Annotated in this window: 13 protein-coding genes and 1 pseudogene; 7 read left to right on the top strand and 7 right to left on the bottom strand. The window is 73.0% G+C overall.

Features of this window, described 5'->3' with window-relative positions:
• Positions 1 to 5 precede the first annotated feature (5 nt).
• Both EDD39_RS19820 and EDD39_RS19815 read right to left on the bottom strand, forming a co-directional pair.
• Positions 6 to 977, bottom strand: coding sequence for a carbohydrate ABC transporter permease (locus tag EDD39_RS19820; RefSeq protein WP_123557837.1), 972 nt, complete (start codon positions 975 to 977; stop codon positions 6 to 8).
• A gap of 108 nt (positions 978 to 1,085) precedes the next feature.
• Positions 1,086 to 2,393, bottom strand: coding sequence for an extracellular solute-binding protein (locus tag EDD39_RS19815; protein ID WP_123557835.1), 1,308 nt, complete (start codon positions 2,391 to 2,393; stop codon positions 1,086 to 1,088).
• A gap of 351 nt (positions 2,394 to 2,744) precedes the next feature.
• On the opposite strand from EDD39_RS19815, the gene EDD39_RS19810 reads away from it, so the two are divergent.
• Positions 2,745 to 3,761: an ROK family protein gene (locus EDD39_RS19810; RefSeq protein WP_123557833.1), complete on the top strand. Its 1,017-nt coding sequence runs from the start codon at positions 2,745 to 2,747 to the stop codon at positions 3,759 to 3,761.
• A 138-nt stretch (positions 3,762 to 3,899) separates the two neighbouring features.
• Here the strand turns inward: EDD39_RS19810 and EDD39_RS19805 are convergent, their stop codons facing one another.
• Together EDD39_RS19805 and EDD39_RS19795 are read right to left on the bottom strand one after the other, a co-directional pair.
• Positions 3,900 to 4,484 (bottom strand): helix-turn-helix domain-containing protein, encoded by a 585-nt coding sequence (locus tag EDD39_RS19805; protein WP_123557831.1) that lies wholly within the window; start codon positions 4,482 to 4,484, stop codon positions 3,900 to 3,902.
• A 373-nt stretch (positions 4,485 to 4,857) separates the two neighbouring features.
• On the bottom strand, positions 4,858 to 5,427 hold the full coding sequence (locus EDD39_RS19795) for a TetR/AcrR family transcriptional regulator (protein ID WP_208765538.1): 570 nt from the start codon (positions 5,425 to 5,427) through the stop codon (positions 4,858 to 4,860).
• Positions 5,428 to 5,569: 142 nt separating this feature from the next.
• On the opposite strand from EDD39_RS19795, the gene EDD39_RS19790 reads away from it, so the two are divergent.
• The 4 genes from EDD39_RS19790 to EDD39_RS19775 all read left to right on the top strand — a co-directional run bounded on the left by EDD39_RS19790 (position 5,570) and on the right by EDD39_RS19775 (position 9,051).
• Entirely contained in the window at positions 5,570 to 6,514 is a 945-nt protein-coding gene (locus EDD39_RS19790; RefSeq protein ID WP_123557825.1) for an alpha/beta hydrolase family protein, read from the top strand.
• Complete coding sequence (locus EDD39_RS42115) at positions 6,451 to 7,056, top strand: DUF397 domain-containing protein (protein ID WP_341869306.1); 606 nt, start codon at positions 6,451 to 6,453, stop codon at positions 7,054 to 7,056. The genes EDD39_RS19790 and EDD39_RS42115 overlap by 64 nt, the downstream gene beginning before the upstream one ends.
• A complete protein-coding gene (locus EDD39_RS19780) occupies positions 7,053 to 7,451 on the top strand; it encodes a DnaJ family domain-containing protein (RefSeq protein ID WP_123557823.1) in 399 nt (132 codons plus the stop codon). The genes EDD39_RS42115 and EDD39_RS19780 overlap by 4 nt, the downstream gene beginning before the upstream one ends.
• Before the next feature lie 106 nt (positions 7,452 to 7,557).
• Positions 7,558 to 9,051: a SulP family inorganic anion transporter gene (locus EDD39_RS19775; RefSeq protein WP_123557821.1), complete on the top strand. Its 1,494-nt coding sequence runs from the start codon at positions 7,558 to 7,560 to the stop codon at positions 9,049 to 9,051.
• A gap of 69 nt (positions 9,052 to 9,120) precedes the next feature.
• On the opposite strand, the gene EDD39_RS19770 is transcribed toward EDD39_RS19775, so the two are convergent.
• The gene (locus EDD39_RS19770; RefSeq protein WP_123557819.1) at positions 9,121 to 9,717 is read right to left on the bottom strand and encodes a TetR/AcrR family transcriptional regulator; all 597 of its coding nucleotides are present in this window, start codon (positions 9,715 to 9,717) and stop codon (positions 9,121 to 9,123) included.
• Between the two features lie 127 nt (positions 9,718 to 9,844).
• Here EDD39_RS19770 and EDD39_RS19765 point away from each other — a divergent pair, with 127 nt between their 5' ends.
• Positions 9,845 to 10,066 carry a hypothetical protein gene (locus EDD39_RS19765; protein ID WP_123557816.1) on the top strand — a complete coding sequence of 74 codons (222 nt, stop codon included), beginning with the start codon at positions 9,845 to 9,847 and terminating at the stop codon, positions 10,064 to 10,066.
• 321 nt (positions 10,067 to 10,387) lie between these two features.
• A pseudogene (locus EDD39_RS19760) lies at positions 10,388 to 11,531 on the top strand (Cmx/CmrA family chloramphenicol efflux MFS transporter).
• 71 nt (positions 11,532 to 11,602) lie between these two features.
• Here EDD39_RS19760 and EDD39_RS19755 read toward each other — a convergent pair.
• Together EDD39_RS19755 and EDD39_RS19750 are read right to left on the bottom strand one after the other, a co-directional pair.
• Entirely contained in the window at positions 11,603 to 12,388 is a 786-nt protein-coding gene (locus EDD39_RS19755) for an SDR family oxidoreductase (protein ID WP_244256821.1), read from the bottom strand.
• 109 nt (positions 12,389 to 12,497) lie between these two features.
• Entirely contained in the window at positions 12,498 to 13,781 is a 1,284-nt protein-coding gene (locus EDD39_RS19750) for a cytochrome P450 (RefSeq protein ID WP_244256819.1), read from the bottom strand.
• Positions 13,782 to 13,837: the final 56 nt, after the last annotated feature.

Below are 13,837 nucleotides of genomic sequence, written 5' to 3'. Positions count from 1 at the left end.
GGTGGTCACGACAGTTCCACCCTCTCCTCCGGCACCAGGCGGCGCTGGATCCAGGTGACGATCAGGATCAGGACGATCAGCACGACGGCGCTGGCCGAGGCGAGACCGAACTTGTCGAACTTGAAGGCCATGTTGATGCTCTGGATGACGAAGGTCTGCGAGCCGTTGGAACCGCCGGTCATGATGTACGGGATCTCGAAGACGGCGAGCGAGCCGGAGACGGCGAGGATCGCGCTGAGGCTGATCACCGGCTTGATGCTGGGCGCGATGATGTGCCGGAACTGCTGCCAACGGTTGGCGCCGTCCAGGGCGGCGGCCTCGTACAGGTGCGGCGGGATCGACTGGATGGCGCCGAGGAACAGCACCAGGTTGAGCCCGGTGTAGCGCCACACCGACACGCCGGCCAGCGACTTGTTGACCAGGTCCGGGTCGCCGAGCCACTGGTGCTTGCCGTGCACGCCGACCATCGACAGCAGCGAGTCCAGGGTGCCGTGCGGCTGGAAGAAGAACAGGAAGACGAACCCGATGGCCACGCCGTTGATCAGGTACGGGAAGAACAGGATGCCCTTGAACAGGTTCCGGAAGCGGGTGTTGAAGCTCAGCACGGTGGCGAAGTACAGCGCCAGCGCGATCTGCAGCACCGCGGCGACCAGGTAGACCCCGGAGACCAGGAACACCTTGAACAGTTCGGGCCGGGTGAACAGGTCCGTGTAGTTCTTCAGGCCGACGTTGTTGCGCTCCGGGCTGATGCCGTCCCAGTCGGTGAAGCTGTAGCCGATCATGTCGCCGATCGGCAGGTAGGTGAACGTCACCAGGAACGCCAGCGGTACCACCAGGTACAGCCACGGCGTGAACCACCAGTGGCGGCGCAGAGCCTTGCGCCGGGGAGCGCGGCGCTGGCCGGCCGGGGCGGCGTCGCCGGCCTCGGCCTGCGCGGGGGGCTTTCCGGCGCCCCGGTCCCTCTGCAGTGCAGTCATCTTCCGTTCCTTCTCAAGTCCTGACACCTGCTGGGCGGCACGGCCCTGCCCCTGCTCGTCGGGGCGGGTGGCGGTGGCCGTGCCGCTCGGTCAACTCGACCGGTACGGTCAGCCGTTGACGGTCTTCTGGGCCTGGGACCACTTCTTGTCGAGTTCGGCGAAGTAGCCGTCCCGGTCGCCGGGGGCCGCGCCGCGGGCGATGTCGACCAGCTTCTGCCGGTAGTCCGGGGCGTCCAGGTTGATCTCCGCGCCCTTGTCGATCTTCTTGACCACCGCGGACTTGTCCTGCTTCTGCCCGATCAGCTGCACCCCGTTGTCGGTGAACGGCTTGAGCGCGGCGGGCAGTTCGGAGCCCTTGACCGAGGAGATGCCCTGCTCGGCCTGCGCCGCACCGGACTTGGCGATGTACCAGTCCAGCCACGCCCGCGCGGCCTCCTGGTTCTTGGAGTGCTTGTTGATCGCGTACTTGTAGTCCGGCTGCAGGACGGTGCACGCCTTGCCCGAGGTGGACGGGAAGGGCATGTAGCCGATGTCGTCCGGGCTGGCGCCGGCCTTGGTCGCGGCCTCCTGCATCTGCGAGATCGCCCAGGAGCCCAGGTACATCGTGCCGACCTTGCCGGTGCCCAGCATCACCTTCGACTGGTCCCAGTTGGTGGTGGTCGGGTCGTCCTCGGACAGCTTCTGGTTGACGATCGAGTACACCAGGCTGTCGATGGTGTAGATGTCGTTGCCGCTGGTCCAGGGGGTCGCGGTGGTGGCCATCGCGTCCTTGGCGCCCTCGTTGCAGCTGGCCGCGCCGATCGCGTCGGTCCACTGCCGCAGCGGCCAACTGTCGTGGTAGTTGGTGTAGTACGGCACCGCCTGGCCCTTGGCCTTGATGGCCTTCAGGTCGGTAACGAACTCGTCCGGGGTCTTGGGCCACTCGGTGACGCCGGCGTCCGCCCAGACCTTCTTGTTGTAGACGAAGCCGGTCACCGTGCCGAAGTTGGCGATGCCGTAGACCTTGCTGTCGACCGTCGCGTAGTCGGTCCACTGGTAGGTCTTCGACAGCTCCTCCGAAGACCCCAGCGAGGAGAAGAAGTTGGGGAACTGGGCGATCGACAGGTCGGAGGGGATCGGCAGCACGTCACCGTAGTTCTCGGTGTTCATGCGGATCTTGACTTCGCCCTCGTAGTCCTTCATCCCCTCGAACTTCACCTTGACGTTCGGGTAGACCTTGTTGAACTCCGCGGCGTACTTGTCCAGCGTCCCGTCGCCGAGCTGGTCGGTGCGGTTGGTCAGCACCGTGATCGAACCGGTGACCTTCACCGGGTCCGCGTTCACCGACGGCGCAGCGGACGTCCCACCGCCACCACTGCTACACGCAGTGAGCACCACCATGGAAGCGGCCGCGACGGCCGGCCATCCTCTGCGCATCTCGCTCATCCTTCACGCTGTTCGTCCGTGTGACACGGGGGAAGCGACAGCCGACCGGACGTGACCGACCTTCCAGGCTGCTTGGCTGCTTAACGTAGACGTCACATCCCGGCCATGTCCATAGACCGGTCAACATTGATATCCACGAGTTTTGTTACCCGGTAAGCCCTGAATTACTAAAACTTTGCTTAACCATCAAGCCGATCAGGTTCGTTATCGGACCGCGACCGGGAATCGCTGGACAACGTTGTCAGAGCGAGTCAGAATCACCGGGAACGACCCGGCAGCGCCCTGCCCAGCACCGTGGCGCTCCCCTGCCACACCCGCGGAGACGTCACAATGAGTTACGAAATGGCCGGTACTGCCGTCACAGCCGGGTCCCCCGGCTCCCCGTCGGACGGCGCCCCCGCCCCCGGTCCCGCCGACGGGCCGCTGATCGCGGCCCTCGACATCGGCGGCACCAAGATCGCCGGTGGCCTGGTCGACACCCGCGGCGCCCTGCACCACCGCCTCCAGGTCCCCACCCCCGCCGACGGCGACCGGGACGAGCTGATGACCGCCGTCGACCACGTCCTCGACGACCTCGCCCGCCACCCCGACTGGCACCGGGTGCACGCCCTCGGCATCGGCAGCGCCGGGCCGGTCGACACCACCCACGGCACGGTCAGCCCCGTCAACATCCCCGGCTGGCGGGCGTTCCCGCTGCTCGACGAGGTCGCCCAGCACCCCGCCGCCCGGCACCTGCCGCTCACCCTCGGCGGCGACGCCCTGGCGATGACCGCCGCCGAGCACTGGCAGGGCGCCGCCCGCCCCTACCGCAACGCCCTCTGCCTGGTCGTCTCCACCGGCGTCGGCGCCGGGCTGATCCTGGACGGCGCCCTGCACACCGGCACCACCGGCAACGCCGGGCACCTCGGCCACATCACCATCGACTACAACGGCGACCCCTGCCCCTGCGGCTCCCGCGGCTGCCTGGAGACGCTCGCCTCCGGCACCGCCATCGCCCGCACCGCCGCCCGGCTCGGCTGGCGTCCCGGACCCGACCGGGACGCCAGCACCACCGCCGTCGCCCGCGCCGCCCGGGCCGGCGACCCCACCGCCCTGGCCGCCTTCGACCAGGCCGCCCGCGCCCTGGCCGCCGGCATCGCGGCCACCGCCACCCTGGTCGAACTCGACGCCGCCGTCATCGGCGGCGGCGTCGCCCAGGCCGGGCCGCTGCTCCTCGACCCCCTCGCCCACCACCTGACCACCTACGCGGCCCTCCCCTTCACCCACCACCTCACCCTGCACACCGCCCGGCTCGGCACCGACGCCGGTCTGATCGGCGCCGCCGCCCTCACCCGCCGCGCCCGGCCCGCCCCGCGCTGAACGCCCCGCGTCGAACGCCCCGCCGCCGACCCCGGCGGCCACCCTCAGGCGGCACCACCGATCCACCCGGTGGTGCCGCCTGCCGCGCATCGGACCGCTCCGCGACCGCGTCGCGGAGCGGTCCGATGCGCCAGGCGCTCACCCCTCAGGGGCCTCGGCGGCGGCGTCCTTCTGGTGGCCGCGGCGGGCGTCCCGGTCGAAGATGCCCAGGATCTCGCACGGCCCGCCCTCGGCCCCGATCGCGTGCGGCATCATCGTGGGGAACTCGGCGGCCTGGTTGGTCTCGATCCGGTAGCGCCGGTGGCCCAGTAGCAGGACCGCGGTGCCGGACAGCACCACCATCCACTCGCGGCCGGGGTGGGCCCGCATCCGGGCCGGGTTGTCGGGCGGCGGGTCGGTCATCCGCTGGCGCATCACGCTCAGGCCGGGGTCGCCCTTGACCGGCCAGCGCAGCAGGCCGCGGGCGGCGTCGATCGTCGGACTGATGACGACCTCGTCGGCGGCGTTCTCCACCAGCTGGTCCAGCGTGGTGTCCAGGGCGCGGGCGAGGGTGACCAACTGGTCCAGGGCGAGGCGCCGTTGACCGTTCTCGATCCGGCTCAGCGAGGACTGGCTGAGGTTGGCGCGGGTGGCCAGTTCCTCCAGCGACCAGCCCTGCGCGACGCGCAGCGCCCGGATCCGTTTGCGCACGAGGCCGTCCAGCTGCCCATCTTCTTGCGTCATGCGCAACATGCTATGCCCGCCAAGCAAAACGGGCCCAGCGTCGCCCCCAGGTGGTCCGGCAGCGGCCCGTACCCCGGAAGGGCGCGGGCCGCACGCGGCGCGGGGGCCCGGCCCACCTCACCGCCCCGGCGCCAGGACTCGCCCCGTCGGCGGCGGTGATCGGCGCCCGGGTGGCGGCGGGCGTCGGCGCCGCGATGATCACGCCGATCACACCGGCCGCCATCACCTCCACCTTCCCCGCGGAGCAGCGAAGCAGCGGGGTAGCGGGGCCGAGCGACGGAGCACGCCGCTGACCGCTGACCGCTGACCGCTGACCGCGCGGAACCCGCCGGAACCCGCCAGGGGCACCGGGGGCGCAGGGCCCGGGGCGCCGTCACGCCGCCGCGCGGCACCCGGCCAGCAGGAAGGCGACCATCCGGGCGGCGTCGGCCCGGTCGTAGTCGGGGCCGGTGATGCTGAGGTTCCCGATCGCGCGCATCAGCGGGTAGGCGCCGACGCCGGGGCGGAGTTCGCCCGCCCCGGCGCAGGCGTCCAGCAGGGTGGCGCAGGCCGGGACGAGGGTGTCGAGCATGAGGGCGTGCAGGTTCTCCAGCCCCGGGTCGCCGGAGCCCAGTGCCGCGCCGAGGCCGTGCTTGGTGACCAGGAAGTCCAGGAACGCGTCGGCCCAGCCGGTCAGCGCGGTGAACGGCGAGGCGGACTCCGCCAGCAGCCGGGGCGCGAGGGCCGCGCAGGCGTCGATCTGGTGCCGGTAGACGGCGGTGACCAGGTCGGCGCGGGTCGGGAAGTGCCGGTAGACGGTGCCGACGCCGACCTCCGCGCGGTCGGCGATGTCCCGGACCGGCGCCTGGACGCCCTGGTCCACGAAGACCGCCGCGGCGGCCTCCAGCACCCCGTTGCGGGTGCGCTGCGCCTGCGCTTGGCGTACCCCGACCGGTTCCGGCACGGCTGTCTCCTTCTGCTCGCGTTGCCCACGCCCGCCCAAGCCTGCCCGCATTGCTCGCGGAACAATGTTCCGCTAAGTTGGCGGAACGTGGCTCCGCCAAAGTATGGCAGAGCCGCGCCGCAGAGAAAGCGCAGGTCCCCGCATGTCTTCCCAGCTCTCCACGTCCGTCCGCACCTCCCCCTCCCCCCGCCCCCTCGACCGGCAGGTCGTCTCGGTCAAGCCCCTCACCGTCCCCGCCCCCGGGCGCGGGATCGACCTCCAGGTCAAGGTCACCGCGCCCCGGACCGGCCGGGACCTGCCCGTGATCGTCTTCTCGCACGGCAACGCGTGGTCCCTGGACGGGTACGGGCCGCTCGTCGACCGGTGGGCCGCCGCCGGGTTCGTCGTGGTGCAGCCCACCCACCTGGACTCCCGGCGCCACGCCATCGGCTGGGACGACCCCCGCTTCGCCGGCATCTGGCGGGTCCGGATCGCCGACCTGCACGCGGTCCTCGACCACCTCGGCGACCTGCTGGCCGAGGCCGGCCTGGCCGACCGCGCCGACCGCGGGCGCACCGCCGTGGTCGGCCACTCCTGGGGCGCCCAGACCGCGGGCGCCCTGCTCGGCGCGCGCGTGCTGGACGCGGACGGCGTCCCCGGCGAGGACTTCTCCCACCCGGCGGTCGCGGCCGGCGCCCTGATCGCGGCGACCGGCACCGGCGACAGCCTGACCCCGTTCGCCGTCGAGCACCTCCCGTTCATGCGGCCGGACTTCTCCACCATGACCGCCCCCACCCTGGTCGTCGCGGGCGGCGAGGACCGCTCGCAGCTCTCCACCCGCGGCCCGGAGTGGTTCACCGACGCCTACCACCTCGCCCCGGCCCCCAAGAGCCTGCTCACCCTCGCCGAGGCCGAGCACACCATGGGCGGCGTCGCCGGCGAACGGGTCGCCGAGACCACCGACGAGGACCCGGCCCGGGTCGCCCTGCTCGCCGACGCGGTCGCCGCCCATCTCCGCGCCGCCCTCGGCCTCGGCACCGACGAGTGGACCGCTCTGCGCACCGCCGCCGACCACGGCGACGGCACCTGGAGCATCACCGTCAAGTGACCTCCCCGGTCCGGGACTTGTCCACCGTCACCACGAACCGCCCGCCGTCACGACGGCCCGTCCGCCCCGCGGGCCCGTCCCGCCGGGCCGCGGGCCTCGTGGCAGGTGACGACGCCCGACCACCGCAGCCGCTCCCGGACCCGGTCCGCGACGACGGGTGCAACAGCGACCGCGCCTCGTCCGGTCCGGCCCAGCGCCAGCCCGTCAACTCCCGCCCGATCCTGGCTGTCGCGGAGCAGCCCAACGATTCCGCCGAGGCCCGCCAGTGGCGAAAGAGCACGTACGGCGACGGCGGATGCATCGGGGTGGACGACGCCCACCCCGGCGGCCCCGTCCTCCGGTTCACCCCCGCCGCCTGGGCGCGCTTCGTCTCCGCCACCGTCGCGGGCGAGTTCGGGATCGGCTGGGTCACGGCGTCCGGGGCGCGCCCCTCGGGTCCGCGGGGTACGCCCCTTGTCCTCCGGTGCTCCCTCTCGGGGGAGATCGGGGCTCCCGTAGGATCGAGGGGACGCCCCTTCTGGTACGGGAGGATGACCGCATGACGGAACGCAAGCCCCCCGGTGTGACGTTCGAGAGCTGGGTCGACCGGCAGATCCGGGAGGCCGCCGAGCGCGGCGCGTTCGACGATCTGCCCGGCGCCGGGCAGCCGCTGGCCCACGATGGTGAGCCGTACCACGAGATGTGGTGGATCCGGGAGAAGATGGAGCGCGAGGGCCTCTCCTACCTCCCGCCGTCGCTCGCGTTGCGGGCCGAGCTCCGGGAGGCGCTGGACACCGCGCGGCTGGCCCCGACCGAACCGCTGCTGCGCAGCCGTCTCGCCGAGGCCAACGCCCGGATCGAGGCCGCGCTGCGCCGCCCGGTCGAGGGTCCGCCGCTGGGCATCGCCCCGGTGGACGTGGAGACGGCCGTCGCGGAGTGGCGCAGCTCCCACTCCTGACCCGGGCGCGGACGCCCTGGCCCGTGGGCCCTCTCCCGTGGGCGGGTAGAGTTCGTCACCTCCCTCCTCTCTCTGCCCTCCTCACTTCACGACGGGTCACTGCCTCTTGTCCTCCTCCGCCCTGTCCCGTTCCGTCCGGCTGCCCGCGTGGTGCTCCGACCCCAAGGTGTGGCGCACCGAAGTGCTCGCGGGCCTGGTGGTCGCGCTGGCACTGATCCCGGAGGCGATCTCGTTCTCGGTGATCGCCGGGGTGGACCCGAAGATCGGCCTGTTCGCGTCGGTGACGATGGCCGTGACCATCTCGGTGGTGGGCGGCCGGCGGGCGATGATCTCGGCGGCGACGGGCGCGGTGGCGCTGGTGATCGGGCCGCTCAACCGGGAGCACGGTTTCGGTTACCTGGTCGCGGCGGTGATCCTGGCCGGGGTGTTCCAGATCGTGCTGGGCGCGCTGGGCGTGGCGAGGCTGATGCGGTTCGTGCCGCGTTCGGTGATGGTCGGGTTCGTCAACTCGCTGGCGATCCTGATCTTCCTGGCCCAGCTGCCGGAGCTGACGCACGTCCCGTGGGCGGTGTACCCGCTGCTGGTGGGGGGGCTGGCGCTGATGGTGTGGTTCCCGAAGCTGACCCGGGTGGTGCCGGCGCCGCTGGTGTCGATCGTGGTGCTGACCCTGGTGACGGTGGGCGCGGGCCTCGCGGTGCCGACCGTCGGCGACAAGGGCGCGCTGCCGTCCTCGCTGCCGGTGCCGGGCCTGCCGGACGTGCCGTTCACGCTCGACACCCTGACCACCGTCGCCCCGTACGCGCTGGCGATGGCGCTGGTGGGGCTGATGGAGTCGCTGATGACGGCGAAGCTGGTGGACGAGATCACCGACACCCGCTCCGACAAGCGGCGGGAGTCGATCGGGCAGGGCGTCGCCAACATCGTGACCGGGCTGTTCGGCGGGATGGGCGGCTGCGCGATGATCGGCCAGACGATGATCAACGTGAAGGTGTCCGGCGCCCGGACCCGGGTCTCGACCTTCCTCGCCGGAACGTTCCTGCTGGTGCTCTGCCTGGTCTTCGGGCCCGTGGTGTCGCGGATCCCGATGGCCGCGCTGGTCGCCGTGATGGTGATGGTCTCCTTCGGCACCTTCGACTGGCACTCGATCGCCCCGGCCACCCTGCGCCGCCTCCCGGCCGGGGAACTCGCCGTCACCGCGGTGACCGTGGTCGCGGTGGTCGCCACCAGCAACCTGGCGATCGGCGTCGTGCTCGGCTCGCTGCTCGCCATGGCCGTCTTCGCCAAGCGGGTCGCCCACCACGCCGACGTCACCGCCACTCCCGCCCCCGACGGCTCCCGGGTGGTGTACGCGGTCACCGGCGAACTGTTCTTCGCCTCCGCCAACGAGCTCACCACCCGCTTCGACTACGCCGGCGACCCCGACCTGGTCGTCATCGACCTGACCGCCGCCCACATCTGGGACGCCTCCTCGGTCGCCGCCCTCGACACCGTCCGCGCCAAGTACGCCCAACGCGGCAAGCAGGTCGAGATCACCGGCCTCAACGACCCCAGCGCCGCCCTGCACTCCCGCCTCACCGGCGAACTCGCCACCGCCCACTGACCCCGCAGGCCGCACGACCGTCCGGCCGTCCGACTCTGCGCGGCTGCGGCCCACGGCTACGACCCGCGGCTACGGCTGCAAGAGCCGGTCGAGGTGGTGGTCGAGGACGCGGGCGGCGGCCTCCGGTGCGCGGTGGCCGAGGGCGACGTCCACGCCGAGGGCGGTGGCGAGCGACCAGCAGATGTCGGCGTCCAGGTGTTCGTCCCCGCGGGGTGCGCCGCCGCGCTCCTGCCGGGCCGCGGCGAGGAGTCCGGCCGTGAGGGCGAGCAGTTCGTCGTCGCCCGGGGCCAGGACTCCGGCCATCGTGGGGTCGGAGACGGCCCGGCCCGCGACCGCCAGGGAGAACCGCATGAGCCGGCGGCTCTGCTGGTCGGGGGCGATCAGGGCGTGCAGGCAGGCGCGGAGCACGGTCTCCGGGTCCGTCGTGCCGGCCGCCGCGACCGCGTGCTCGATGTTCGCGTTCACCGCCAGGACGGCCCGGTCGAGGGCGTCGCGGACCAGGGTCTGCATCGAGGGGTAGTAGTGCTGCACCTGCCCCATCGAGACGCCCGCCTCGTCGGCCACCTTGCGCAGGGTCACCTCTTCGATGCCGCCCCGCACCGCCAGCGCCCAGACGGCCTCCACCAGGCGTCCCCGGCGCTGCTCGTGGTCGACGATCTTCGGCACGGTGTCTCCTCTCCGCCTCCCCCGTCGTTTGCCATGCAAGTGCATTGCGAACGGGGTCCCGCTCCATTACAGTGCAAGTGCATGGTAATAGCCCGGCCAGCACAGTAACCCCCGGGAGGCGGTCGCGGTGAAGTACGACATCTTTCAGGGCCTCGGCATGGTCCTGCTCGTCCTCGGCGCCCAGGGCGCGATCCGCCGGCTCGTCGACCACGCCGACGCCGGGCTGCTCGGCTGGCTGCCGGGCGGGTTCGCGGCCGGCCTCACCGTCCACGTCCTCGCCGCCGTGGCGGGCGCGGTGCTGGCGGGCTGGGCCCACGGCGCGGCGAGGGCCGCCAAACACGAGGACTGACGGGCCGGCAGGCGGGTAGGGTGGCGGGCGTGGTGAGTCCCGAGTCGGACGAGGTGGGGGCTTTCGGTCACGCCGTCAGCCCCCGGAAGTCCTGAACCCCCGCTGAGCACGGACCGCACTCAGCCGTGCCCGACCGCACTCAGCTGTGCCCAACTGCGAGCAGCCGTACGCAACCGCGCGGCGCTCGACGGTGCCCGCGCAGAGGTCCGGGCGAGAGCCCGGGTAGGAGTCCGGGCAAGGATCCGAGGTGGTCCCCGGGGTCGGCGGCGGTGACGAGATGACGCCCCTTTCCGTTTCTCGTTCGCCCCGGAGTCACCTTCGATGCCTCTCGCCCTGTACTTGCTCGCCCTGGCCGTGTTCGCCATGGGCACTTCGGAGTTCATGCCGGCCGGCCTGCTGCCGGACCTCGCCGCCGATCTCGACGTGCCGGTCGGGACGGCGGGCACGCTCGCGTCCGCCTTCGCGCTGGGCATGGCGGCGGGTGCGCCGCTGATGGCGGCGTGGGCCCGCCGGTGGCCGCGCCGGGCCGGACTGTTCGGGTTCGTGGCGGTGTTCGCGGCGGCGCACGCGGTCGGCGCGCTGACCGGCTCGTTCGCGGTGCTGTTCGCCACCCGGGTGGTGGCGGCGCTGGCGAACGCCGGTTTCCTGGCACTGGCGGTGGCGACCGCGGCCGCGCTGGTCGCCCCCGACCGGAAGGGCCGGGCGCTGGGGGTGCTGCTGTCCGGGACGACGGCGGCGACCGTCGCGGGCGTGCCGGCGGGGGCGCTGCTGGGCCAACTGCTGGACTGGAGGGCCGCGTTCTGGGCGGTGGCGGTGCTCTGCGCACCGGCGGCGGTCGGGGTGCTGCTGGGCGTCCCGGCCGACCCGGGCGGCTCGCCCGCCCCGGCGCTGCGCGTCGAACTGGCGCAACTCGGCCGCCCCCGGCTCCGGTTGGCGCTGCTGCTGGCGGCGCTGGTGAACGCGGCGACGTTCGGGGCGTTCACCTTCCTCGCCCCGGTGGTCACCGGCCCGGCGGGGCTGGGGCGCGGCTGGGTGCCGGTGGCGCTGGTGCTGTTCGGCGCGGGCGCTTTCCTCGGGGTGAACGCGGGCCGGGCGGATGGCCGACACCCGCTCCCACCAACTCCTCGCGCTCGGCGGCCCGTTGCTACTGCTCGGCTGGCCCGCACTCGCCCTCGGCGCGGGGCACCCGGCCGTCCTGCTGCCCCTGGTCCTGCTGCTGGGCGCCCTGTCCTTCGCGGTCGGCACCACCCTGATCACCCGGGCCCTCTACGAGGGTGCGGGCGCCCCGACCATGGCGGGCTCGTACGCGACGGCGGCCCTGAACCTCGGCGCCGCCACCGGCCCGCTGCTCGCCGCCACCACCCTCCCGCCCGCGACCGGCCCCTTCCTCGCGGCCACCGCCCTGACCGCCCTGGCCGTCCTGATCGGCACCGCCGCCCGGTCCCGCCTCCGCCCCCTCGGCTGACGCCCCCGTCCCCTGTACCCCACCCGACCCGGTCCGGCTCGACCCGCCCCTCCCCGCCCTGTCCCGGCCCGCTACTTCAACCCGCCGCTGCTCTGCAGGAGTTGGCCGTTGACCCACTGGCCCTGCGGCGAGCAGAGGAAGTCGATCAGGTGCGCGGCGTCCTGCGGGGTGCCGAGCCGGGCCAGCGGGGTGTAGCCGATCATGTCGGTCCGGTGCTGCTCGCTCATCCAGCCGGTGTCGGTCGGGCCGGGGTCGACCGCGTTGGCCGTCACGCCGAGGTGGGCGAGCTCGCGGGCGGCAGCGCGGGTGATCCGGTCGAGGGCTCCCTTGCTGGCCCCGTAGGGGAGGTTCCCGACGGTGTGGTCGCTGGTCAGGGCGACGATCCGGCCGGTGCCGAACGCACCGGTGAAGCGCAGGCCGAACTCGCGGATCAGCAGCCAGCTCGCCCGGGCGTTGACCGCGAAGTGCCGGTCGAAGCTCTCCACCGTGGTCTCCAGCAGGCCGGAGTCGACCGACTCGGCGTGGCTCAGCACCAGTGCGGTGACGGGGCCGAGCCCGGCCTCCACCCGGTCGAACAGCTGGGCGGGCGCCTCCGGGTCGGCCAGGTCGGCCGACACCGCGAGGTGCCGCGCGCCGTGCGCACCGAGCGCCGCGCCGACGGCCTCCACCGCCCCGCCCTCCACGCCCCAGGGCATCCGGGTGTCGTACGGCGTCCAGTAGCTGTAGGCGATGTCCCACCCGGAGGCGGCCAGCCGCTCGGCGACGGCGGCCCCGATGCCGACCGTCCGGCCGACGCCGGTGACCAGCGCAACGGGCCGCCCCGACTCCACAGGTTCCACAGACTTCACAGATTCCACGGCCCCGGATTCTGACAGTTCGTCAACCCACCTGACAAACCGTTTTCGAGCACCCGCGCCCTGCCCCGCTTCGCTCCGCCCTACTCCCCCCGCCCCTGCTCCCCCGCTCCTACTCCCCCGTCGCGTGCAGCACCGCCCGGACCGGCCCGTCGGGGTGCACGGTGAGCCCGTAGCCGGCCCCGGCGGGGGCCTCCCGGACCTCGGCCCGGAACGCGGGCAGCACCTCCTCCAGCAGCATCGCCATCTCCCGGACGGCGAACTGCGCGCCCAGGCAGGCCCGCGGCCCGAGCCCGAACGGGAGGTACGCGCCGGGCGCGGGGCGTCGCTCGGCGTCCAGGAAGCGCTGCGGCCGGAACTCCTCCGGGTCGGGCCACAGTTCGGGGTCGCGGTGCGTCAGGTACGGGGAGAGCAGCACCGTCGTCCCGGCCTCGATCGGGATGCCGTCCAGCGTGTCCGGTGCGGCCGCGTAGCGGGGCATCAGCCAGGCGACGGGGTACAGCCGCAGCGTCTCGTCGATCAGCGCCCGGATCGCGGCGGACCGTCCGTCCGAGCCGGCCGGCCCAGCGGCCAGCGCCAGGTCCCGCTGCTCGGGGTGCGCGTCCAGCAGCAGGAACAGCCAGCTGAGCGCGGTGGCGGTGGTCTCGTACCCGGCCACCACCACCGTCATCAGCTCGTCGCGCACCAACCGCTCGGTGTATTCCGGGAGTTCGGCCGCGGCCTGGAGCAGCACCCGGACCACACCGGGCTGCTCGTCCGTCTCCCCGGCCAGCGCGATCGCCCGCTCGGCGACCCGGTCGACGTGCTCGTTGGTCTCCCGGAAGTCGATGGCGGTGTCACCGGTCGCGGGGGCGAACGCCGGGATCGCGGCGAAGCCGTCCCCGGCGGAGACCAGCCGCCGGTGGGTCTCCGGGTCCAGCGGATGGGCGGTGAGCGAGCGCCAGATCACGTCCAGCGAGAAGTACCGCAGGTCGGCGTCGATCTCCCGCACCTCCCCCGCCGCGGCCGCCGCCCGCCAGCGCTCGGCGACGGCCGCCACCGCGGCCCGGATCTGCGGCTCGTACACCTTGATGCCGCGGCCGGTGAACTGCGACTGCAGCAACTTGCGCTGCCGCCGCCACTGTTCGCCCGCCGCGCACAACAGCCCTTCCCCCAGCAGCGGCTTGAGCCGGTGGCCGCGCTTCACGTACGTGTCGGGGCTCTTCGCCAGCACCTGCTGCACCTGGCTCGCCCCGGTCACCAGCACGACCTGCCGGTCCCCGAGCCGGAAGCCCGCCACCGGCCCCAACTCCCGGGCCTCGCCCAGCAGATCGACCACCCGCCCGCCGCCGCTGCGCCAGCGGGCGAACGCCCCGGCGTCGAGTTCGGGAAGGACACTGTGGGCGGCCGTGGCCAAGGCGACTCTCCTACCGGGCGGAACTGCACCGTGCGGACACCGACCACCCTAACGAC

Source organism: Kitasatospora cineracea, assembly GCF_003751605.1.
Classification (GTDB): Bacteria; Actinomycetota; Actinomycetes; order Streptomycetales; family Streptomycetaceae; genus Kitasatospora; species Kitasatospora cineracea.
This window is presented reverse-complemented; position numbering and strand designations above follow the sequence as displayed.